Here is a 19,742-nt window from a genome sequence, read left to right as displayed (position 1 = left end):
CCAACAGAATGGTAATGAATTGACTGTGCCGAATAACTACAAGTAGTTAAACGTATTGGTCACTCAGTTCATTGAAATCAATTTTGATTCCGAAGAATCTGTTTTATCTAACGATAAAACGTTTTGATATTCATCAACGAGTGCCCACACAGATTGATAGGTTTAAATTGTTAAAGAGCTTTTCCTTTTTGAGCTTTGCTCAAATCGGACGGCCATTTTAGCGATTTAAGTTTTAGTGTCAACCACTATTTTCAAAACTTTTTTCAAGCGTTTAGCTTGGCTAATTTGACCTGCTGATTCGTTTTGGTTTCTTACGAAGCCTTCCCGTTTCAACGAGGTCGCATTATAGAGATTTCGATCACACTGGCAAGCCCTTTTTGAAGTTTTTCTTACTTTTTTGATTGTTCGAGCGTTTTTTGTTCAAAACACCCCATTTTCACTAGTATTCCCCTTAATTAAGGGCTTAAGGTGCCTATATAAAGGAGGATTTATGAGTTCAATACGCAGTTATAAAGGAATATCCCCTCAGATTGGGCAAGGTGTCTATATAGATACAAGTTCAGTACTGGTTGGTGATATCAAAATCGGTGACGACTCTAGTGTGTGGCCTTTGGTTGCAGCTCGAGGAGATGTGAACCACATTCATATTGGAGATAGAACGAATATCCAAGACGGCAGCGTTTTGCACGTCACCCATAAGAATGCTGAAAACCCTGAAGGTTATCCTCTACTAATAGGTAATGATGTCACTATCGGTCATAAAGTAATGCTGCATGGCTGCACGATTGAAGATCGTGTACTTGTTGGTATGGGAGCTATCGTGCTTGATGGCGTGATTATTAAAGAAGAAGTGATGATTGGTGCTGGTAGCTTAGTGCCACCGAACAAAGTACTTGAAAGCGGTTATCTCTATGTAGGAAGCCCAGTAAAACAAGCACGCCCATTAAATGATAAAGAGCGTGCCTTTTTACAGAAGTCAGCGGACAACTATGTTCAGAATAAAAACGACTATCTAGACTTTGTGCTTCCAGTCTAAAGCGCTTTGATTTGGATCCGATTAGAGGAGTCATACTCCTCTTCTTCTATTAACTCTTCAGCTAGCTCTTCAATATCAAAACGTAACTCTGAAAAGATAACTAAAGCTTGATCGCCTTCTTCTATATCTTTGCCTGCCAATCGAGACAACTCTTCAACAGACATAACACACTCAATCAGTGCGCCCGACTGCTGTGCTGGGAAGGTGATTGATTGATTCTCTTCATCCCAATCTTGGATATCAGGAAATAGAATTGATTGATTCATTTTTTTATAAATACCTTGTTACATCTCTAGGTTTTTGCGTAATTCTCTTAAAATCTGTTTTGTTCCAGGGCGAAGACCACGCCACAGCATAAAGCTCTCAGCAGCCTGCCCTACCAGCATACCCAAACCATCATAAGCAGCGTGAACACCATTATCTAATGCCCATTGATTGAATACCGTCGTTCCAGAACCGTAAACCATGTCATAAACGGCACTATTCGAATTGAAGATAATCTCAGAAATTTCAGGAAGCTGACCACTTAGACCAGACGAGGTCGAGTTAATAATGACATCAAACCCTTCATTAACATCGCTTAACCCCATTCCTTTGATGTTTCCATGTGAAGAAAACATCTCAGCCAGAAGTTGAGCCTTTGAACTGGTTCGATTAGCGACTACCAACTGTTGTGGCTTTTGGTCGAGTAGAGGTTGAATCACTCCTCGAGCAGCACCACCAGCACCAAGTAGAAGAACGCGAGCCCCTTCTAGGACTACTTGATGTTGAAGAAGATCTTGAACTAAACCTTCACCATCGGTGTTATCACCAATGATCTCCCCATCATCTAGCTTCTTAAGTGTGTTTACGGCACCTGCTAGTTCAGCTCTTTCAGTCAGGCGATTAGCGAACTGATAAGCATCTTCTTTAAATGGCGCTGTGACATTACACCCTCGACCACCTTCACTAAAAAACGCTTGGGCAGCAGTGATGAATTCACCTTGTTCTGGCTGAAGTGCTGTATAGGTAAGTTGTTGGCTGGTTTGGCGAGCAAATAATGTATGAATGAATGGCGATTTGCTTTGCCCAATAGGATTACCGAAAACGGCATAACGATCTACTTGCTGTGTCATATCCTTACCTAACAGAAATAATAAAAAGGGTCATCTATGTAGATGACCCTATCACTATCCCTATAAGGAAGGAAGAACTACCAAACTCGAGGTTTGAGGTAGTCACTATAAAGCAGAGCTTCTGGTGAGCCCGCTTGCGGTTCATAGCGATATTCCCAGCGAGCCAACGGCGGCATCGACATCAATATAGACTCTGTGCGCCCACCGCTTTGTAGACCAAATAGGGTGCCACGGTCATACACTAGGTTAAATTCAACATAGCGGCCACGACGGTATAGTTGGAAGTCACGCTCACGTTCGCCATAAGGTGTCTCTTTGCGACGCTCAACAATAGGCAAGTACGCCGCAGCAAAACCTTCACCGACCGCCTGCATGTAAGCAAAGCTCTTATCGAAACCCCACTCATTTAAGTCATCAAAGAACAGACCACCAACACCGCGCGTTTCATCACGGTGAGGCAAGTAGAAGTATTTATCACACCACTCTTTGTGCTCTTGATACACGTTATCACCAAATGATGCGCACAGATCTTTAGCGGTTTGATGCCAAGACTGGCAATCTTCATCTACTGGATAGAATGGTGTTAAATCAAAACCACCACCAAACCACCAAATAGGGTCTTCCCCTTCCTTTTCGGCAATAAAGAATCGTACGTTGGCGTGTGAGGTTGGGATATAAGGGTTTTTTGGGTGAATAACTAACGATACACCCATCGCTTCAAACTTACGTCCGGCTAATTCAGGGCGGTGAGCGGTTGCTGAAGCCGGCATTGCCTTACCTGCAACGTGAGAAAAGTTAACACCACCCTGCTCAAAGACCGCACCGTTGGTCATCACACGTGTGCGACCACCACCACCGAGGCGATCGCCAGGCTCACGCTCCCATGCGTCTTCTTCAAACAACGCGCTACCATCAGCTTGCTCAAGCTGTTGGCAAATCGAATCTTGTAGGCTCAGTAAAAACTGCTTTACTGCTTCTTTATCAATCGCTGACATTTTACTTTCCTTTGCAGAGTTTAACCCTGTCTTAATATTTTCGACGTTTTTGCATCTCTAATTTCGCTAGGCTTCTCGCGACCACCCGTTTGACCTTCAAGAATCGCGACCAAGTGTTGACCCAGTTGCTGTTGGACTTCTTCAGTCGTCATACAAGGCGGCTCACCCGTTAGGTTAGCACTGGTAGAGGTTAACGGCTTACCGAATTCATTACACATTCTTTGAACCAAAGGGTGATCAGTCACGCGTACCGCGATCGAATCAAATTGACCGCTTACCCAGTAAGTAACTTTACTGCTGGTTGGCATAATCCAAGTGACTGGCCCCGGCCATGTAGCTTTAACCGTCGCCAATTGCTCATCGGTTAGGTGGCTCTCATCTATATAAGGAAGCAACTGCTCGTAACTTGCCGCAATTAAGATCAAGCCCTTTTCAACCGGGCGCTGTTTTAACTCGAGTAATTTCTGGATAGCTTGTGGATTATCTGGATCACAACCGACCCCAAAAACGCCTTCGGTCGGGTAAGCAATGACTTCACCTTGTTGTAATGCCTGCAATGTATGTTGAAAGTTATCCACGGGTGCCTCATTAATTCAGTTATCTAACTCACTAAGTGTACAAATTATCACTCACTGTGACTAAAGCTATTTGTTTATAAAATGTATCAATTAACAACTTAGACTGACGCAAACGTTTTCCTTAGGCGATTTTACCCGTATAATGCGCGCAAAATATCTAATCACTAATTAAATCGTACCTGAAGGAGTTTGAGATGACTGTCGGTATTATCATGGGTTCTAAATCTGATTGGCCAACAATGAAGCTAGCTGCAGAAATGTTGGATCAGTTTGGCGTGGCGTACGAAACAAAAGTGGTTTCAGCTCACCGCACACCTCAGTTGCTAGCAGACTACGCAACCAGTGCGAAAGAGCGCGGTATTAAAGTGATTATTGCTGGTGCTGGCGGCGCAGCTCACCTTCCGGGCATGGCGGCTGCTTTCACAAGCGTCCCAGTTCTTGGTGTTCCTGTTCAGTCTAAAGCACTTAAAGGCATGGACTCGCTACTTTCTATCGTACAGATGCCAAAAGGTATCGCGGTAGGTACTCTGGCTATCGGTGAAGCTGGTGCTGCTAACGCTGGCATCCTAGCCGCTCAAATCATTGGTACACACAATGAAGAAGTGATGGCGAAAGTAGAAGCGTTCCGCTCTGAGCAAACAGAAACGGTTCTTGCTAATCCAAACCCTGCAGAGGACTAATTCCCATGCATGTTCTTGTGTTAGGCGCGGGCCAACTTGCTCGCATGATGTCCCTAGCTGGGGCACCGCTGAATATTGAAATTTCTGCTTTTGATGTTGGCAGCAAAAATATTGTTCACCCATTAACGCAAGCAATTCTAGGCAACGGCTTAGACAATGCGATTGAGCGTGCGGACGTCATTACTGCTGAATTCGAACACATCCCTCACGATGTACTTGAAGTGTGTGAGCGCAGCGGTAAGTTCTTGCCGACAACAGAAGCAATCAAAGCTGGCGGTGACCGTCGTCTTGAAAAAGCTCTGTTAGATGAAGCAAACGTGAAAAATGCTAAGTACTACGTGATTAACTCTCGCGAAGACTTTGTCGCTGCAATTGCTCACGTAGGCTTGCCAATGGTGTTGAAGAGCACACTTGGCGGCTACGATGGCAAAGGCCAGTGGCGCTTAAAGACATTAGACAATGTTGACGCGACTTGGGCAGAAATGGCTGAGTGCATTACCGCAACCGACAACCAAGCGATTGTGGCTGAAGAGTTCGTTCCGTTCGACCGTGAAGTATCACTGGTTGGTGCTCGTGGCGCCAATGGTGAGGTTCAGGTGTACCCACTGGCTGAAAATGTTCACACCGACGGCGTGTTGAGCTTATCGACAGCGATTGATGACATTGAACTGCAAGAGCAAGCGAAAGCCATGTTCACTGCCATTGCTGAGCGTTTAGATTACGTTGGCGTGCTAGCACTTGAGTTCTTTGACGTTCAAGGTTCACTGCTTGTTAATGAGATTGCACCACGTGTTCATAACTCGGGCCACTGGACGCAACAAGGCGCAGAGACTTGTCAGTTTGAAAACCACCTACGTGCAGTGTGTGGCATGCCACTAGGTAGCACTAAACTGATTCGTCCAACCGCAATGATCAACATTCTTGGCGAAGATACTCTACCTGAAGCAATTCTTGCTCAAGGTGGCTGTCATGTTCATTGGTATGGCAAAGAAAAGCGTGCAGGTCGTAAGATGGGCCACATCAACGTGAGCGCTGACTACAACGCAGAACTGCAAAGAGCGTTGTGCTCATTGGCTGAGATTCTTGATAAGCAAGCCTACCCTGCTGTCCATGAATTTGCTGAGCAGATGAAGTAAGCCTACATTGGCTTATTGATGTAAAAAGTTTATTGGATACAAAAACGGCGCTCTGTGAGCGCCGTTTTTTTTGTGTCTATAATATCGAGTTATTGAGATTGAATGCGGTGACACTTGCGATCTGCGCATTGCTTCTTGGTACCACTGGCTGTTTTCTTCTCAAGTAACAACGGGAACTGGCACTCTTCACAACGACCGATAACAGGTGGTTGGTTAACTGCGAACTTACATTTAGGGTAGTTATCACACGCATAGAAGGTTTTGCCATAGCGAGATTTACGCTCAACCAAATGGCCTCTGCCACACTCAGGGCAAGCAACAAGTGGCTGCTCTTCAGGTTGTTCTTTTGGTTGGTCCAAAGATTCGATGTGATTACACTCTGGATAGCTGCTACAGCCAATAAACATCCCAAAGCGACCTTGTCTTAGTACCAATTCATTTTGGCATTTAGGACACGGTACACCCAACTCTTTCACCACGTGACCATCGTTTTGATGCAACGGCTTAATGTAATCACAGCTCGGATACTGCTTACAGCCTAAAAATGGACCGTGCTTACCATGGCGAAGCTGAAGCTCTCCACCACACTGTGGACATGGTTCATGCTCTAATGCATGTTCATGTGCTGAAAAAAGCTGATTATCAATCTTACTACTCATGACAAGCCTGTATTAATGCAAGATACCTTGCTCTTTGGTGTACAACAGCTCTTCCATTTGCGTGTAAGCACTTTCATTACCCGGCACATTAAATAGCACCATTAAGATAATCCATTTCAGATCATCCAATTCAAATTCGTTTGTCTCAAGCCCCATCACACGATCAATCACCATTTCACGAATCTCTGTCGTGAGTACGTTGATCTGTTCGAGGAACAGCAAGAAACCTCGACACTCCATATTAATACGTGAAACCTCTCGACTGGTATAAATACGCATCGAAGTATTAGAACACACACTAATCGCCGCTTGGTTCTCAGTATCTTGCAATGCCGCAAGATCTTCTAACCAATGGAGGGCCTTATAAATATCATCTTGGTGAAACCCTGCTCGAAGAAGCTCATCTTCCAACTCATCTTGATCCACCTGCAATTCAGAATCGCTATGGATGTAGGTTTCAAACAAGTACATCAGTATGTCCATCATCATAGCTTAGCCTCTCCCCTTTCGAATATAGCCACCGGAAACTGCAACAACATGCCCTGAGAGCTCAAGCTCTAAAAGCTGCATCATGACCTCATGCACAGGTATATGGGTTCTCTGTGCCAAAATATCAACGGGTGTCGCCTCTAATCCTACGTTAGCTAACAGCTGTGGAAATGGCAATTGCTCATTTTCACCCTCATTCGGCGTAGGCTCGAACAAACTGGGCTGCTGATCTATAGACCAGTCTAACAGACTCTTTATTTCAATCAGAACATCTTGAGCATTTTGTACTAAACATGCTCCAGCTTTAATTAAGCTGTTACCTCCGCGACTGGTTGGGCTATGAATTGAACCGGGCAGCGCAAACACCTCTCGACCTTGCTCCATGGCATAGCGAGCCGTAATCAAAGAACCACTCTTTTCAGCTGCCTCAACCACCAAAGTTCCGAGCGACAACCCACTTATAATACGGTTACGGCGAGGGAAATGTTCAGGCCGTGGTTTTGCGCTTGGACGAAACTCTGAAATCAGTGCCCCATTTTCACAGATCCTCTCCGCTAGATTTCTGTGCCGCGCAGGATAAATGGAATCCAATCCAGAGCCCAGCACCGCGAAAGTCTCTCCTCCTTTATCCAAAGCACCATCATGAGCATAGCCGTCAATGCCCAACGCTAATCCACTCGTGACAATCAAACCGTTTTGGACGAACTCTTTGGCGAAGGACTTAGCTGTCTGCAGCCCTTCAATACTGGCATTACGACTGCCGACCATCGCGATTTGAGGCTCGATCAGTTTTTCAACATGACCTTTAACGAAAAGAACACTTGGCGCAGAGGCGATCTCGCTCAGCAGTTTGGGATAATGTGAGCAATTAGGAGTAATGATGTGATGGTTGGGTTGTCTTGCTTGCCACGCGAGACAAGCCTCAACTTCTCTTGGGGCTTGCTCTCTTAGATAGGCAATTTGCTTAGCTGACAAGCCAATCGCTTGAAGCTGCTGACTTGAGTAGCCAACAATATTAAAAGGAGAATCAATACTCAGCAAACGAGCAAGGCGCTTGCCACCCAGTTGCGGAACAAAACTTAGAGTTAACCAAGCACTCAATTGTTGCTCGTTCACTCGGTGCCCTTAACCTCTTCCGTCAAAGTAAGGTCCAAAGGCGATACTGCCAGAATGTCATTGCTAACCGGCTTAGAGCTCTGAGTGATCAACGCGAGGCTAAAATACTCGTAAGGACGAATAACCATCAAACTACCGAGTGAAGTACTTGGCAATTGCACCTTATCGCTCGCCGCTGACTCTTTATAGCTGTATTCGCCTTGCTTACCAAACACCACCGCGCCGCTTTCGCTGAGGGTAAACATAGAGCCTTGGCGAAGATTGTCTTGCGAGCCTTTGTTAATAACCACGACCTGATTCTTTGCGCTGTATTGGCTGCCATCTAACGAACCCAAGATATTAGCAAACTGACCCGCAGCACTAGGCGCAGGATAAAACGTGGTTGAGAGCTTCACCTGATCAACGCCAAGCTCTGGTAACACGAGGTCATTAAGTAACACCTCTTGCAGCTGAGTATCTATTTGCAAACTACTGAACTCAGTATCCACCTCTTTCAAGCGCGCAGTGGCGACCAAACGCAAAGAAGTCATACTCGCTTGAGGTTGCTGCCTTTGATAGGTTTCAACAGCGCGGTAGATACCCCATTTTTGATGTTGTTGGTTACCCGAGATAAATAGTCGGTCTTCACCCGATAAGAAACGTTTACCATCACTTGTCCCCAACACTCGTTGAGCCAATTGGATATCTTGCTGCTCAACCAAGCGATCAGATTGTAGATACGGCAGAACAAGCCCCTCATTCACGGTAGGTACTGCCTTCTTCTCTGATACACGAATCTTAGGGCTTAGCTTGATGACGGGTTTGAGGCTCAATACAGGCTCGCCATTAATCCAAACTAGAGACAATTTATCTCCAGGGTAAATAAGGTGAGGGTTTTCTATTTCAGGGTTTACCTGCCATAACCTTGGCCACAGCCATGGGCTATCAAGATACATCGCGGAGATATCCCACAAAGTATCGCCCTTAACCACCACATACGTCTCGGGTGCGCCTTGTTTAATGGTTAAAGGTTGCTCACTATTTTCAGCCATAATGGCGAACGAAAGCGAGGCACAAATAAGAGATAAAGCGGGGAAAAAATGACGCATGACCTAGGTTCCTTGGTCTGAATATATGACATCTGATTAGAGAATTACCTTCAGGATGCTGTCATTTGGCCTCTAAAATGTCTAGAATTGAGCCAACAAGGTTTAAGCTGTTTCGGCACAGTTCAATATTTCGAGTGTATATGTCTGTATTACAAGTATTAACATTACCAGATGATCGTCTACGTACCGTGGCGAAACCGGTAAAAGAAGTTACCCCAGAGATTCAAAAGTTCGTTGATGACATGATTGAAACCATGTACGACGAAGAAGGTATCGGCCTTGCTGCAACGCAAGTAGATTTCCACCAGCGCATCGTTGTTATCGATATTTCAGAAACACGTGACGAGCCTATGGTTCTGATCAACCCTGAAATTACCGACAAACGTGGCGAAGATGGTATCGAAGAAGGCTGTCTATCTGTACCAGGCGCTCGAGCTCTAGTACCTCGCGCTGCAGAAGTAACGGTTAAAGCTTTAGACCGTGAAGGCAACGAATTCACATTCGACGCTGACGACCTTCTGGCTATCTGTGTTCAGCACGAACTTGACCACCTAGAAGGCAAGTTGTTTGTTGATTACCTATCGCCACTAAAGCGCAAACGTATTCAAGATAAGCTAGCGAAGATTAAACGTTTCAACGAGAAACAAGGTTAATAACCGCTGCTATTACTAAATTAAGAAGGAAGTCTACCTTGGGTCAATCTTTAAGAATTGTCTTCGCAGGTACTCCGGATTTCGCCGCCCGTCATTTGGCGGCGTTGTTGTCTTCGGAGCATGAAGTTATTGCTGTTTACACACAGCCAGATCGTCCAGCAGGCCGCGGTAAAAAACTGACTGCGAGCCCAGTAAAAAACATCGCACTTGAAAACAATATTCCGGTTTACCAACCAGAAAATTTCAAGTCAGATGAGGCTAAGCAAGAGCTAGCTGAATTGAATGCTGACATCATGGTTGTTGTCGCTTACGGCTTGCTTCTTCCACAAGCTGTATTAGATACGCCTCGCTTGGGTTGTATCAACGTGCATGGTTCTATCCTACCGCGCTGGCGTGGTGCTGCTCCGATCCAACGCTCTATCTGGGCGGGCGATAAAGAGACTGGCGTAACGATCATGCAGATGGATATCGGCCTAGATACTGGTGATATGCTCAGCATCGCAGCGCTACCAATCGAAGCAACAGACACCAGTGCGTCAATGTACGAGAAGTTGGCTGGCCTTGGTCCTGATGCTCTTGTTGAATGTTTAGCAGACATCGCTTCTAGCAAAGCTGTAGCTGAGAAGCAAAACGACGAGCTTGCTAACTATGCGAAGAAGCTAAGCAAAGAAGAAGCGAAAATTGATTGGAATGACAGTGCAGAACACATCGAACGTTGTGTGCGCGCTTTCAACCCATGGCCAATGAGTCACTTTGCGATTGTTGATAGCAGCTCGAATGATGAAAAAAGCATTAAAGTTTGGCAGACACGTGTTGATGAAGAATCGACATCTGCGCCAGCTGGCTCAATCATCAAAGCAGATAAGACTGGTATTTATGTTGCGACTGGCGACAAAGTACTGGTTTTGGAACAGCTACAAGTTCCAGGTAAAAAAGCCATGTCAGTTCAAGACATCTTGAACTCACGTGCAAGCTGGTTTGAAGTTGGTACTCAACTTTCTTAACCGCTTTAAAGCTACTCAATATGTACTTTAAAACGTGTAGCTTATAAAAACACAGTTTAGAAAACCTTTACGAGGGCAGAGATGCCCTCATGTATTCAAATAAATATTCGGTACCCCTCATGAATGTTCGCGCTGCTGCTGCAAATGTCCTATTCCAAGTTGTCGATAAAGGCCACTCTCTTTCACACGCTCTCCCTGCGGCTCAAAAAACGATCCGCCCGCGAGACCATGCTCTACTGCAAGAGATTTGCTACGGCGCACTTCGTTACCTGCCTCGCTTAGAGTCAATCGCTAACGAACTGATGGAAAACTCGCTTAAAGGTAAAAAGCGCGTATTCCACCATCTGATCTTAGTAGGCATTTATCAGTTGAGCTTTATGCGCATTCCTTCGCATGCTGCCGTTGCTGAAACCGTTGAAGCAACCAAAACACTGCGCGGCCCAAGCCTCAGTGGTTTGATCAATGCAGTGCTTCGCAGCTATCTGCGCGATCAAGATGAGCTAGATGAGAAAGCCGTTAGCCACAATGCAGGCAAATACAGCCATCCAAGCTGGATTCTAAAAATGCTTCAAGAAAGCTACCCAGATCAGTGGGAGCAATTGGTTGAAGCAAACAACAGCAAAGCACCAATGTGGTTGCGCGTAAACCGTCAACACCACACTCGTGACGAGTATGTAGAACTGCTTAAAAACGAAAACATTGAATACACACTGCACCCAGAAGCGGCTGATGCCATAAAATTAGCGTCACCTTGTGATGTTACCTTGCTTCCTGGTTTCGACCGAGGCTGGGTATCAGTACAAGACGCTGCTGCTCAACTTTCTGTTGATTACCTAACACCAAAAGATGGTGAGCTAATCCTTGATTGCTGTGCTGCTCCTGGCGGTAAAACTGCACACATTCTTGAACATACTCAAGACACTGAAGTGGTTGCGATTGACAGTGATATTAAACGCCTAGACCGCGTTTACGATAACCTTGAGCGCCTACAACTACGTGCCGACGTAATCTGTGGTGATGCTCGCTACCCTGAAGAGTGGTGGACAGGCAGTCAGTTCGACCGCATCCTACTTGATGCTCCGTGTTCAGCGACCGGTGTAATTCGCCGTCACCCTGACATTAAGTGGCTACGCCGTGCCTCTGATATCGATGCACTAGCAGAACTACAAAGCGAAATCTTGGATGCAATGTGGCGCCAGCTAAAAGAAGGCGGCACCATGGTTTATGCGACATGCTCTATCACGCCGCAAGAAAACGTGCTGCAAGTGAAAGCATTCTTAGAACGCACCGAGAACGCAACGCTGGTTGGGTCTGATATCGAAAAACCGGGTCGTCAAATACTGCCTGGTGAAGAAGATATGGATGGCTTCTACTACGCAGTTCTAGTAAAACAGGCATAACAACTAACAGCGGCTAAGAATTTATTTCTTAGCCGCTGTTTCTTTCTAGTGCATTATCAAAGCGAAATGAATTCACTAGAATTACAACGGCAAAAAATAAGAGAAAGGCTATGAAGATCATTATTCTAGGTGCTGGACAAGTTGGCGGTACCCTTGCTGAAAACCTAGTGGGTGAAAACAATGACATCACGATCGTCGACCGTAATGCCGACCGACTGCGTGAACTTCAAGACAAGTACGACCTTAGGGTTGTAAACGGCTATGCCAGCCACCCCAACACACTACGTGAAGCGGGCGCGCAAGATGCCGATATGTTGGTTGCCGTAACCAACATGGATGAAACCAACATGGCCGCATGTCAGGTTGCCTTCTCTCTGTTTAACACACCGAACCGTATTGCCCGAATCCGCTCTCCACAGTATTTAGAAGAGAAAGAAGCCCTCTTCAAATCAGGGGCGATTCCGGTCGATCATTTAATTGCCCCGGAAGAACTGGTCACTAGCTACATCGAGCGTCTAATTCAATACCCTGGTGCACTGCAAGTTGTGAGTTTCGCTGAGCAAAAAGTGAGCCTAGTAGCAGTAAAAGCCTACTATGGTGGACCATTGGTTGGTAACGCACTGTCTGCTTTGCGTGAGCACATGCCTCACATTGATACTCGTGTTGCGGCTATCTTCCGTCAAGGTCGCCCTATTCGCCCACAAGGCACGACCATCATTGAAGCTGATGATGAGGTTTTCTTTGTGGCAGCGAGTAACCATATCCGCTCAGTAATGAGTGAACTGCAACGCCTAGAGAAACCATACCGCCGCATCATGATTGTTGGCGGTGGTAACATTGGTGCAAGCTTGGCAAAACGCCTTGAGCAGAGCTACAGCATCAAGCTTATCGAGCGCAGCTACACTCGTGCCGAGAAGCTATCTGAAGAATTAGAAAACACCATCGTATTCTGTGGTGATGCAGCCGACCAAGAACTGCTAACCGAAGAGAACATCGATCAAGTGGATGTGTTCATTGCCCTAACCAATGAAGATGAAACCAACATCATGTCTGCGATGTTGGCTAAACGAATGGGTGCCAAGAAAGTAATGGTACTGATTCAGCGTGGTGCCTACGTCGATCTGGTTCAGGGCGGTGTGATTGATATTGCTATCTCTCCACAGCAAGCGACCATTTCTGCGCTGCTTACTCACGTTCGTCGTGCTGATATTGTTAACGTATCCTCTCTACGCCGTGGCGCTGCAGAGGCTATCGAAGCCATTGCGCACGGTGACGAAACCACATCTAAGGTTGTAGGTCGAGCGATTGGCGACATCAAACTGCCACCGGGCACTACCATTGGTGCGATTGTTCGCGGAGAAGAGGTGCTTATCGCGCACGATAGAACCGTAATCGAACAAGATGACCATGTAGTAATGTTCCTAGTGGACAAGAAATACGTACCTGATGTTGAGTCTCTATTCCAACCGAGCCCGTTCTTCTTATAGCCTTGTTTCGTAAGCTTCTTCTCACAACTTTTTTCTTGTGAGAACGACGCTCCGGCACAAAGCGATGGTCTATTAAGCTATGGTCAACTTTCGTCCGATATTATTAGTGATAGGGTTAGTGTTATCAAAACTCGCCCTTTTCATGTACATCCCTACATTGGTTGCCTTTTTTACTGGCACCGGTGGTTTCCTCGAGTTTGGTCAATCGGTAGTGATCACGCACATTGTGGCGTTCATCTGCTTGAGTTTAGGCCGCTCCGCTAAGTTTCGACTAGGGGTGCGGGACATGTTCCTGATCACCTCTCTGGTCTGGACTATTGCCAGCGCCTTCGCTGCACTGCCGTTTGTTTTTATCAATCACATCAGCTTTACTGACGCCTACTTTGAAACCATGTCGGGTATCACCACGACTGGTTCAACCGTACTAAGTGGCTTAGACAGCATGGCGCCAAGTATTCTATTGTGGCGTTCTATACTGCAATGGTTAGGCGGCATCGGCTTTATCGTGATGGCGGTAGCTGTTCTGCCAATGCTTAACGTCGGTGGTATGCGCCTGTTCCAAACTGAGTCTTCCGATTGGTCAGATAAAAGCAGCCCACGAGCGAAAACCGTCGCAAAAAACATTGTGGCGGTTTATCTGGTACTGACAGGCTTGTGCTTGGTGAGTTACCTGTTTGCCGGAATGAGCGTATTTGATGCCATCAATCATGCATTCACAACGCTCTCGACTGGCGGTTACTCGACCTCAGATAGCTCAATGAATCACTTCTCGAACAGCGCCCACTGGGTCGGAACTGCGTTCATGTTCCTTGGCGGCCTACCGTTCTTACTGTTTGTCAGTGCACTTCGCGGCCGAAAGCTCTCACTGCTCTACAAAGACGCGCAAGTCAGAGGCTTCACTTACCTATTCTTAGTCACCAGTGCTGTGATCTCCACATGGTTGGTGATGAGAGATGGGTATAGCGTGATGGATGCTCTGCGTGTCTCTATGTTCAACATCGTGTCTGTTGTCACCACAACTGGTTTTGGCTTAGAAGACTTCACCGCATGGGGCGCACTACCAACTACACTGTTTGCGTTTCTAATGATGGCAGGGGCCTGCTCGGGTTCTACCTCTGGTGGTATTAAAATCTTCCGCTTTCAGATCGCGATGACAATGCTCCACAAACAAATGATGAAGCTAATTCATCCATCTGGTGTGTTTGTTCAACGCTACAACCAACGACCAGTCAGTGACGACATTGTTCGCTCATTAGTCGCATTTGGTTTGATGTTCTTTATTACTATTATCTTAATCGCTGGTGGTTTGAGTGCGATGGGATTAGACCCAATAACGAGCATCTCGGGCGCTATCACAGCCGTAGCCAACGTAGGCCCAGGTATGGGCAGCGTGATAGGTCCAACCGGGAACTTTGCCCCACTACCAGACGCCGCTAAATGGTTATTAAGTTTAGGTATGTTGATGGGCAGGCTTGAGATACTGACGCTAATTGTTCTATTTTTCCCAGCCTTTTGGCGACGCTAATTACGCGAATATTTAAGGAAACACAGATGAAATCATACCTACTTATCGCAAGCGCACTGCTTAGCAGCTCTGCATTCGCCGACCAAATGGTGACTCTGCAAGATGGTAAACAGATACTGCTAAAAGATGACTTTACATGGCAATATCATAACAAGGCTTCGTCGGACGGAGAGCCTGTACTAAAAAGTATCCCAGTAGCCAAAAATACGCGCGGTACCACAATCATAATTGGTGATACAAAACCAAGTTTACAGATTTCTAAATCCGGTGTGGATGTTTTGATTGGGGCTGGACTCTACGAAAATGAACAACTGATTCTGCCGATTTCAATTACTAACCAAAGTACACAAGCGGTAGTGTTAGTTACCTTAGAAGTTACGGTCTACTCACCAACAGGTGAGCTACTTCATCAAGAAAGCATTAATACATGGCAATCTATCAAACGTATGGCGGATACTTACCTTCGCCCACAAACCTCTGCCGAAGGTAAGTACCTCGCAATTGATGTGGCTAAATACCCAGAATATAAAATCGATGTAGAGATTACTGACGTTTCAACACGCTAATTTGACCTAGCGTTGTGACGGCTAAACTGGCGTCACGTACAGATAAATAGCGAAGAAATGGCAAGCGCAGCCCGCCAATACAAACAAGTGCCATATGGCATGGTTATAAGGGATGCGTTTTGCCACATAGAAAATCACACCCAGCGAGTAAATAACCCCACCCACTGCCAGTAACACCAAACCACCGATATCGATGTTCATCGCCAATTGATAAACCACAATCAAAGATAGCCAACCCATCGCTAAGTAAATGAACAGCGATAGGCGCTTAAATCGGTATACAAAGGCAATCTTCATAATAATACCGACCAACGCAATTCCCCAGATAACCGCCATCAAGCCCATTGCGAGTGGGGTTCTTAATCCGACCAATAAAAAAGGCGTGTAGCTGCCTGCGATCAGTAAGTAAATCGCACAATGATCGAGGGTTTTCAGCAAGCGCTTGGTTTTTTCTGTGGTGATCGAGTGGTAAAGCGTAGAAGCAAGAAACAGAAGGATAATGCTGCTGCCATAGACCGTCATACTGGTAATAGTCAGCATGTCAGCTTGATAGTCAAACGCACAAATCAGTAGCAGGATTAACCCAACCACACCAAGCACCACGCCTAAGCCATGAGTTATCGCATTAGCGCGTTCTTCGATGTCACTGTATTCGCTCGCCGATGATGCAGACATGATTATCCTACTAGAGTAAATGTTCGATTAGACTAGTATTGCACATTAAGCTTACACGTGTAAGCTTAAATTTTTATGACAAAATGACTTGTGAGATGCGCAATAAAGCTAACCGATGTGATTAAGTAAATACATACGATTCAGCTAAGAGGCGCTTTCTAAATACTCAACCACCATCTTACCGGCATCCTCTGGTGGGATATCAAGCGGGACGCTCAATTGGCGTTGTAGCTGACCAATACCAAGCAAGCTCGCTAACATACCTTTGGCACCATCGCGATTTCTATCGATCTCAAACCACAGCTTGAGCTCTGTTTCATCATGGTGTGCAACCACTTCCAATTCACGCCAACGGCCATGGTAAGGCCCCGTGGTTGGAACAAATTCGAACTCTTGCACAAACGGTAATTCAAAACCTTCCACCGCTTCACACTCGACTTGGCGAATGCGTAGCCCTTGAGCTTCAAGTTCGTTAAAAATGCCATCGAGTAGTGGATCGGGACGAACCGTTAAAATATCTTTATCAGACGGATCGATTGCCATCGCAATATCGAGTCCTGTCTCTAACCAAACCTTGGAATCACCAATCGTCACTGGGGTATTCAATGGCACATCGAACTCACATTCAAAATCGCGAGTTTCACCCGGCTGAATAACAAAAGCATACGGTAGGCTCCATTTGGCCAACGAGTATGTTTGGTGCATTCGGCGTTTATGACCACCCTCTTGCCTTTGGGAATTCATGGTGACTTCTTTGACATAGCGGCAACACAGATTGAGATCGATATTGTCAATCTCCTGCGGTTGAGCGCCACCGTAGACATGCACAATAATGCTCGCCTTCTTACCTGGGTAAAGCACTTCCTGTTGCAATACAGAGTCCACCTTGGCAGACCCAATTCCAAAACTTGCTAACGTTTTCTTCAAGAACGACATATGCACCTCCTTTAAAGCATCATCTTAAGCCTGAAAGAGGTTCAAACTCAAATATACTGCTCACACTATTTTAGCTCTAATATCGTCTATTTATCACTCAGGCGTCGATCGATAACTGAGATAGTGATAATCTAGCCTTGATATGCATGCATATCATTATCCTGATTTATTATTCGGATTGGCGAGAGCCAGACGAGTGAAGCCTCAAGCAATTGAAGCCCAGCTCATGATAAGTCAGGCCATTAGATTGGCAATGGATATGCCTGACCGTTAGGTTACTGAATGCGCCCAACAGCTGTCAGGTTCTCGCACACCAACCGTAGTGCGATGCGTCGTCGTAGTGGCTTTGTTGCTGCTCCAATGGCAAAGAAATTGGCTCCAACAATGACTTTAGTAGAGAAGACTGCTTTATTAGCACCGACTCCAACCAAAGTAATTAAAGCCGCTTAACAAAAAGCGCAGTTTTTACTGCGCTTTTTTCTTTTCTTGCACTGTCCCGTCCTGAAATGTGTTTACACATTGGTATTCCCTATCCGATTTGATACCTTAACCACAAATCATTATAAAATTTGTGGAGAATTAAAGTATGAAGTGTCACCGCATTGAGGAACTTCTTGAGCTTATGGAGCCTGAGTGGCAAAAAGATCAAGAGCTTAACTTATTAGAGTTCATCATTAAGCTATCAAAAGAAGCAGGCTACCAAGGTAAGCTTGAAGATCTGACTGATGATGTTCTTATCTATCATCTAAAAATGCGTAACAGCGAAAAAGATGAAATGATCCCAGGTCTAAAAAAAGACCAAGAAGATGACTTCAAAACAGCGATTCTTAAAGCGCGCGGCATCATCTAACTGGCTTCAAACGATCACCCAGACTTTCAATAAGCGACCACTCGGTCGCTTATTTTGTTTCTGTTCGCTATTTTTTCGTCACAACTGTTACCACTTTTGTTGTTAAAGGTTGATTGCGTTAAAGAAATGACAACAAGATTGCCGTTATAATCGCCACCCATAAGAACCTTCTAAAATAATAAGAGTCAGTGCTAAGTCAGCCATGCACCAAACTCGAAGCTTAGGTTCTCTAACACCATATTTTAAAGCAATGTCGTCAATACTCTCGCAGAAGGGTATAGCCACCAAAAGGATATTCCATGAGTCAGGATAAAATCGATATCAAAGATGTGACTCCTAAAACCTTTAATCCCAAGACACATAAAGGTAATGGAGATCGATTTAACCCAAGTAACCGCATCTATGTGCGAGAAAGCAAAGGTAAATTCCAACAGTTACGCCGCTATGGCGGTTGGTTCTTACTTTTACTTTTTGCGCTTATCCCATGGATCCCATTTGGTGAGCGACAAGCGATCTTGCTCGATATCGGCAGCCAACAGTTCAACTTCTTTGGTACAACTTTGTACCCACAAGATCTGACGCTACTCGCCATCCTATTCATGATTGCGGCGTTTGGCTTGTTCTTCATAACCACCTTCTTAGGACGAGTCTGGTGTGGCTATTTGTGCCCGCAAACCGTCTGGACCTTCATGTACATCTGGTTCGAAGAGAAACTGGAAGGCGCGGCTAACAAGCGTAAGAAGCAAGATTCAAACAAACTCACCGCCAATTTGGCGATCAGGAAAACACTCAAACACATCGCATGGTGGGCTATTGCTATCGCAACCGGTCTCACCTTCGTTGGCTACTTCATTCCAATCAAAGAGTTGGTGGTTGGCTTCTTTACCTTTAACTCCACTTTTTGGCCTGTGTTTTGGGTACTATTCTTCGCAGGTTGTACGTATGCCAACGCGGGTTGGATGCGCTCGATAGTTTGTCTTCACATGTGTCCGTATGCGCGTTTCCAATCGGCTATGTTCGACAAAGATACCTTCATTGTTGGCTATGACACCGAACGTGGTGAAAGCCGAGGCCCTCGGTCACGTAAAGTCGACCACAAGCAACTCGGCTTAGGCGACTGTATTGACTGCAATTTGTGTGTGCAAGTATGTCCTACCGGGATTGATATCCGTGACGGCCTACAATACGAGTGTATTAACTGTGGCGCGTGTATCGATGCCTGTGACAACACAATGGAGCGTATGGGTTATGAGAAAGGCCTGATCAACTACACCACCGAACACAGGCTTGAAGGGCACTCAACCAAAGTGATGCGTCCTAAGCTCTTGGGCTATGGCGTAATATTGATCGTTATGTTGGGTCTGTTTTTCGCACAAATCGCGAGTGTTGATCCTGCAGGTTTAAGTGTTCTGCGTGATAGAAACCAGCTATTTAAAATCAATAGCCAAGGGCTTGTCGAAAATACTTACAACTTGAAAGTCATTAACAAAACTCAGCAGGAGCAAGAATATAAGCTCGATGTGAGTGGGCTTCCAGAGTCGATCTGGTACGGTAAGCAAACCATTACTGTAGAACCAGGCGAGGTTCTGAACCTACCTATCAGTTTGGGAGTCGATCCAGAAAAACTGAGCTCACCAGTTTCGACAATTCAGTTTATACTCTCGGATAATGAAGAGTTTACGATGGAAGTCGAAAGCCGCTTTATCAAGAAGCTCTGATACCAATCACCTTAACGGTTGGTATAACACCCCAAT

At 45.6% G+C, this 19,742-nt stretch carries 22 protein-coding genes; 12 read left to right on the top strand and 10 right to left on the bottom strand.

Going from position 1 to position 19,742, the window contains the following annotated elements; genetic code table 11:
- The first annotated feature begins 490 nt into the window (after positions 1–490).
- Positions 491–1,036, top strand: coding sequence for a gamma carbonic anhydrase family protein (locus tag BCT49_RS19815; RefSeq protein ID WP_102437654.1), 546 nt, complete (start codon positions 491–493; stop codon positions 1,034–1,036).
- On the opposite strand, the gene BCT49_RS19810 is transcribed toward BCT49_RS19815, so the two are convergent.
- From BCT49_RS19810 to BCT49_RS19795, 4 genes are all read right to left on the bottom strand, one after another.
- Complete coding sequence (locus tag BCT49_RS19810; protein WP_102437652.1) at positions 1,033–1,302, bottom strand: DUF1488 domain-containing protein; 270 nt, start codon at positions 1,300–1,302, stop codon at positions 1,033–1,035. The genes BCT49_RS19815 and BCT49_RS19810 overlap by 4 nt on opposite strands.
- 18 nt (positions 1,303–1,320) lie before the next feature.
- Positions 1,321–2,151 (bottom strand): shikimate dehydrogenase, encoded by an 831-nt coding sequence (gene aroE, locus BCT49_RS19805; RefSeq protein WP_102437650.1) that lies wholly within the window; start codon positions 2,149–2,151, stop codon positions 1,321–1,323.
- A 77-nt stretch (positions 2,152–2,228) separates the two neighbouring features.
- Positions 2,229–3,146, bottom strand: a complete 918-nt coding sequence (hemF, locus tag BCT49_RS19800) for an oxygen-dependent coproporphyrinogen oxidase (protein WP_102437648.1) — start codon at positions 3,144–3,146, stop codon at positions 2,229–2,231.
- A 20-nt stretch (positions 3,147–3,166) separates the two neighbouring features.
- Entirely contained in the window at positions 3,167–3,724 is a 558-nt protein-coding gene (locus BCT49_RS19795) for an L-threonylcarbamoyladenylate synthase (RefSeq protein ID WP_102437646.1), read from the bottom strand.
- Positions 3,725–3,918: 194 nt separating this feature from the next.
- Between BCT49_RS19795 and purE the strand changes: the two genes are divergently transcribed.
- Together purE and BCT49_RS19785 are read left to right on the top strand one after the other, a co-directional pair.
- A complete protein-coding gene (gene purE / locus BCT49_RS19790; RefSeq protein ID WP_004735777.1) occupies positions 3,919–4,404 on the top strand; it encodes a 5-(carboxyamino)imidazole ribonucleotide mutase in 486 nt (161 codons plus the stop codon).
- A 5-nt stretch (positions 4,405–4,409) separates the two neighbouring features.
- Positions 4,410–5,540 carry a 5-(carboxyamino)imidazole ribonucleotide synthase gene (locus tag BCT49_RS19785; RefSeq protein WP_102437644.1) on the top strand — a complete coding sequence of 377 codons (1,131 nt, stop codon included), beginning with the start codon at positions 4,410–4,412 and terminating at the stop codon, positions 5,538–5,540.
- An 89-nt stretch (positions 5,541–5,629) separates the two neighbouring features.
- On the opposite strand, the gene BCT49_RS19780 is transcribed toward BCT49_RS19785, so the two are convergent.
- Genes BCT49_RS19780 through BCT49_RS19765 form a run of 4 tightly spaced genes read right to left on the bottom strand, consistent with a single transcriptional unit; the run spans position 5,630 to position 8,892 of the window.
- Positions 5,630–6,199, bottom strand: coding sequence for a DNA topoisomerase family protein (locus tag BCT49_RS19780; RefSeq protein ID WP_102437642.1), 570 nt, complete (start codon positions 6,197–6,199; stop codon positions 5,630–5,632).
- Positions 6,200–6,211: 12 nt separating this feature from the next.
- The gene (locus BCT49_RS19775) at positions 6,212–6,688 is read right to left on the bottom strand and encodes a DUF494 family protein (protein ID WP_032547626.1); all 477 of its coding nucleotides are present in this window, start codon (positions 6,686–6,688) and stop codon (positions 6,212–6,214) included.
- Between the two features lie 3 nt (positions 6,689–6,691).
- Entirely contained in the window at positions 6,692–7,804 is a 1,113-nt protein-coding gene (gene dprA, locus BCT49_RS19770) for a DNA-processing protein DprA (RefSeq protein ID WP_102437640.1), read from the bottom strand.
- Positions 7,801–8,892: a LysM peptidoglycan-binding domain-containing protein gene (locus tag BCT49_RS19765; protein ID WP_102437638.1), complete on the bottom strand. Its 1,092-nt coding sequence runs from the start codon at positions 8,890–8,892 to the stop codon at positions 7,801–7,803. Before BCT49_RS19765 ends, dprA begins: the two co-directional genes overlap by 4 nt.
- 140 nt (positions 8,893–9,032) lie before the next feature.
- Here BCT49_RS19765 and def point away from each other — a divergent pair, with 140 nt between their 5' ends.
- From def to BCT49_RS19735, 6 genes are all read left to right on the top strand, one after another.
- Positions 9,033–9,545 carry a peptide deformylase gene (gene def / locus BCT49_RS19760; RefSeq protein ID WP_004735769.1) on the top strand — a complete coding sequence of 171 codons (513 nt, stop codon included), beginning with the start codon at positions 9,033–9,035 and terminating at the stop codon, positions 9,543–9,545.
- 38 nt (positions 9,546–9,583) lie between these two features.
- Positions 9,584–10,549 carry a methionyl-tRNA formyltransferase gene (fmt, locus tag BCT49_RS19755; RefSeq protein WP_102437636.1) on the top strand — a complete coding sequence of 322 codons (966 nt, stop codon included), beginning with the start codon at positions 9,584–9,586 and terminating at the stop codon, positions 10,547–10,549.
- 119 nt (positions 10,550–10,668) lie between these two features.
- Positions 10,669–11,949, top strand: coding sequence for a 16S rRNA (cytosine(967)-C(5))-methyltransferase RsmB (rsmB, locus tag BCT49_RS19750; protein ID WP_102437634.1), 1,281 nt, complete (start codon positions 10,669–10,671; stop codon positions 11,947–11,949).
- A 110-nt stretch (positions 11,950–12,059) separates the two neighbouring features.
- Entirely contained in the window at positions 12,060–13,436 is a 1,377-nt protein-coding gene (gene trkA, locus BCT49_RS19745) for a Trk system potassium transporter TrkA (RefSeq protein ID WP_004735766.1), read from the top strand.
- Positions 13,437–13,515: 79 nt separating this feature from the next.
- Positions 13,516–14,961: a TrkH family potassium uptake protein gene (locus tag BCT49_RS19740; protein ID WP_102437632.1), complete on the top strand. Its 1,446-nt coding sequence runs from the start codon at positions 13,516–13,518 to the stop codon at positions 14,959–14,961.
- Positions 14,962–14,987: 26 nt separating this feature from the next.
- Positions 14,988–15,527 carry a DUF3157 family protein gene (locus BCT49_RS19735; protein ID WP_102437630.1) on the top strand — a complete coding sequence of 180 codons (540 nt, stop codon included), beginning with the start codon at positions 14,988–14,990 and terminating at the stop codon, positions 15,525–15,527.
- Between the two features lie 21 nt (positions 15,528–15,548).
- Here the strand turns inward: BCT49_RS19735 and trhA are convergent, their stop codons facing one another.
- Positions 15,549–16,202: a PAQR family membrane homeostasis protein TrhA gene (trhA, locus tag BCT49_RS19730; protein ID WP_102437628.1), complete on the bottom strand. Its 654-nt coding sequence runs from the start codon at positions 16,200–16,202 to the stop codon at positions 15,549–15,551.
- A 144-nt stretch (positions 16,203–16,346) separates the two neighbouring features.
- Positions 16,347–17,138, bottom strand: a complete 792-nt coding sequence (locus tag BCT49_RS19725; RefSeq protein WP_102437625.1) for a sporulation protein — start codon at positions 17,136–17,138, stop codon at positions 16,347–16,349.
- Positions 17,139–17,420: 282 nt separating this feature from the next.
- Here BCT49_RS19725 and BCT49_RS25940 point away from each other — a divergent pair, with 282 nt between their 5' ends.
- The 3 genes from BCT49_RS25940 (at position 17,421) to ccoG (ending at position 19,706) form a co-directional block, all read left to right on the top strand.
- Positions 17,421–17,588 carry a hypothetical protein gene (locus BCT49_RS25940; protein WP_198595883.1) on the top strand — a complete coding sequence of 56 codons (168 nt, stop codon included), beginning with the start codon at positions 17,421–17,423 and terminating at the stop codon, positions 17,586–17,588.
- Between the two features lie 136 nt (positions 17,589–17,724).
- A complete protein-coding gene (locus BCT49_RS19720) occupies positions 17,725–17,988 on the top strand; it encodes a YihD family protein (protein WP_017109664.1) in 264 nt (87 codons plus the stop codon).
- Positions 17,989–18,287: 299 nt separating this feature from the next.
- Positions 18,288–19,706, top strand: coding sequence for a cytochrome c oxidase accessory protein CcoG (gene ccoG, locus BCT49_RS19715; protein WP_102437622.1), 1,419 nt, complete (start codon positions 18,288–18,290; stop codon positions 19,704–19,706).
- The last annotated feature ends 36 nt before the right edge of the window (positions 19,707–19,742 follow it).

Origin of the sequence: Vibrio lentus (genome assembly GCF_002875945.1) — a bacterium.
GTDB classification, from domain to species: Bacteria; Pseudomonadota; Gammaproteobacteria; order Enterobacterales; family Vibrionaceae; genus Vibrio; species Vibrio apostichopi.
Note: the sequence above shows the minus strand (reverse complement) of the source record. Positions and strands in the feature narration are given on the sequence as shown.

What these genes read in the sequence shown, in the direction of transcription:
- BCT49_RS19815 (WP_102437654.1), top strand. Translation starts at nt 491, where the DNA reads ATGAGTTCAATACGCAGTTATAAAGGAATATCCCCTCAGATTGGGCAA.
- BCT49_RS19810 (WP_102437652.1), bottom strand. Translation starts at nt 1,302, where the DNA reads ATGAATCAATCAATTCTATTTCCTGATATCCAAGATTGGGATGAAGAG.
- aroE (WP_102437650.1), bottom strand. Translation starts at nt 2,151, where the DNA reads ATGACACAGCAAGTAGATCGTTATGCCGTTTTCGGTAATCCTATTGGG.
- hemF (WP_102437648.1), bottom strand. Translation starts at nt 3,146, where the DNA reads ATGTCAGCGATTGATAAAGAAGCAGTAAAGCAGTTTTTACTGAGCCTA.
- purE (WP_004735777.1), top strand. Translation starts at nt 3,919, where the DNA reads ATGACTGTCGGTATTATCATGGGTTCTAAATCTGATTGGCCAACAATG.
- BCT49_RS19785 (WP_102437644.1), top strand. Translation starts at nt 4,410, where the DNA reads ATGCATGTTCTTGTGTTAGGCGCGGGCCAACTTGCTCGCATGATGTCC.
- BCT49_RS19780 (WP_102437642.1), bottom strand. Translation starts at nt 6,199, where the DNA reads ATGAGTAGTAAGATTGATAATCAGCTTTTTTCAGCACATGAACATGCA.
- BCT49_RS19775 (WP_032547626.1), bottom strand. Translation starts at nt 6,688, where the DNA reads ATGATGATGGACATACTGATGTACTTGTTTGAAACCTACATCCATAGC.
- BCT49_RS19765 (WP_102437638.1), bottom strand. Translation starts at nt 8,892, where the DNA reads ATGCGTCATTTTTTCCCCGCTTTATCTCTTATTTGTGCCTCGCTTTCG.
- def (WP_004735769.1), top strand. Translation starts at nt 9,033, where the DNA reads ATGTCTGTATTACAAGTATTAACATTACCAGATGATCGTCTACGTACC.
- rsmB (WP_102437634.1), top strand. Translation starts at nt 10,669, where the DNA reads ATGAATGTTCGCGCTGCTGCTGCAAATGTCCTATTCCAAGTTGTCGAT.
- trkA (WP_004735766.1), top strand. Translation starts at nt 12,060, where the DNA reads ATGAAGATCATTATTCTAGGTGCTGGACAAGTTGGCGGTACCCTTGCT.
- BCT49_RS19740 (WP_102437632.1), top strand. Translation starts at nt 13,516, where the DNA reads ATGGTCAACTTTCGTCCGATATTATTAGTGATAGGGTTAGTGTTATCA.
- BCT49_RS19735 (WP_102437630.1), top strand. Translation starts at nt 14,988, where the DNA reads ATGAAATCATACCTACTTATCGCAAGCGCACTGCTTAGCAGCTCTGCA.
- trhA (WP_102437628.1), bottom strand. Translation starts at nt 16,202, where the DNA reads ATGTCTGCATCATCGGCGAGCGAATACAGTGACATCGAAGAACGCGCT.
- BCT49_RS19725 (WP_102437625.1), bottom strand. Translation starts at nt 17,138, where the DNA reads ATGTCGTTCTTGAAGAAAACGTTAGCAAGTTTTGGAATTGGGTCTGCC.
- BCT49_RS25940 (WP_198595883.1), top strand. Translation starts at nt 17,421, where the DNA reads ATGCGCCCAACAGCTGTCAGGTTCTCGCACACCAACCGTAGTGCGATG.
- BCT49_RS19720 (WP_017109664.1), top strand. Translation starts at nt 17,725, where the DNA reads ATGAAGTGTCACCGCATTGAGGAACTTCTTGAGCTTATGGAGCCTGAG.
- ccoG (WP_102437622.1), top strand. Translation starts at nt 18,288, where the DNA reads ATGAGTCAGGATAAAATCGATATCAAAGATGTGACTCCTAAAACCTTT.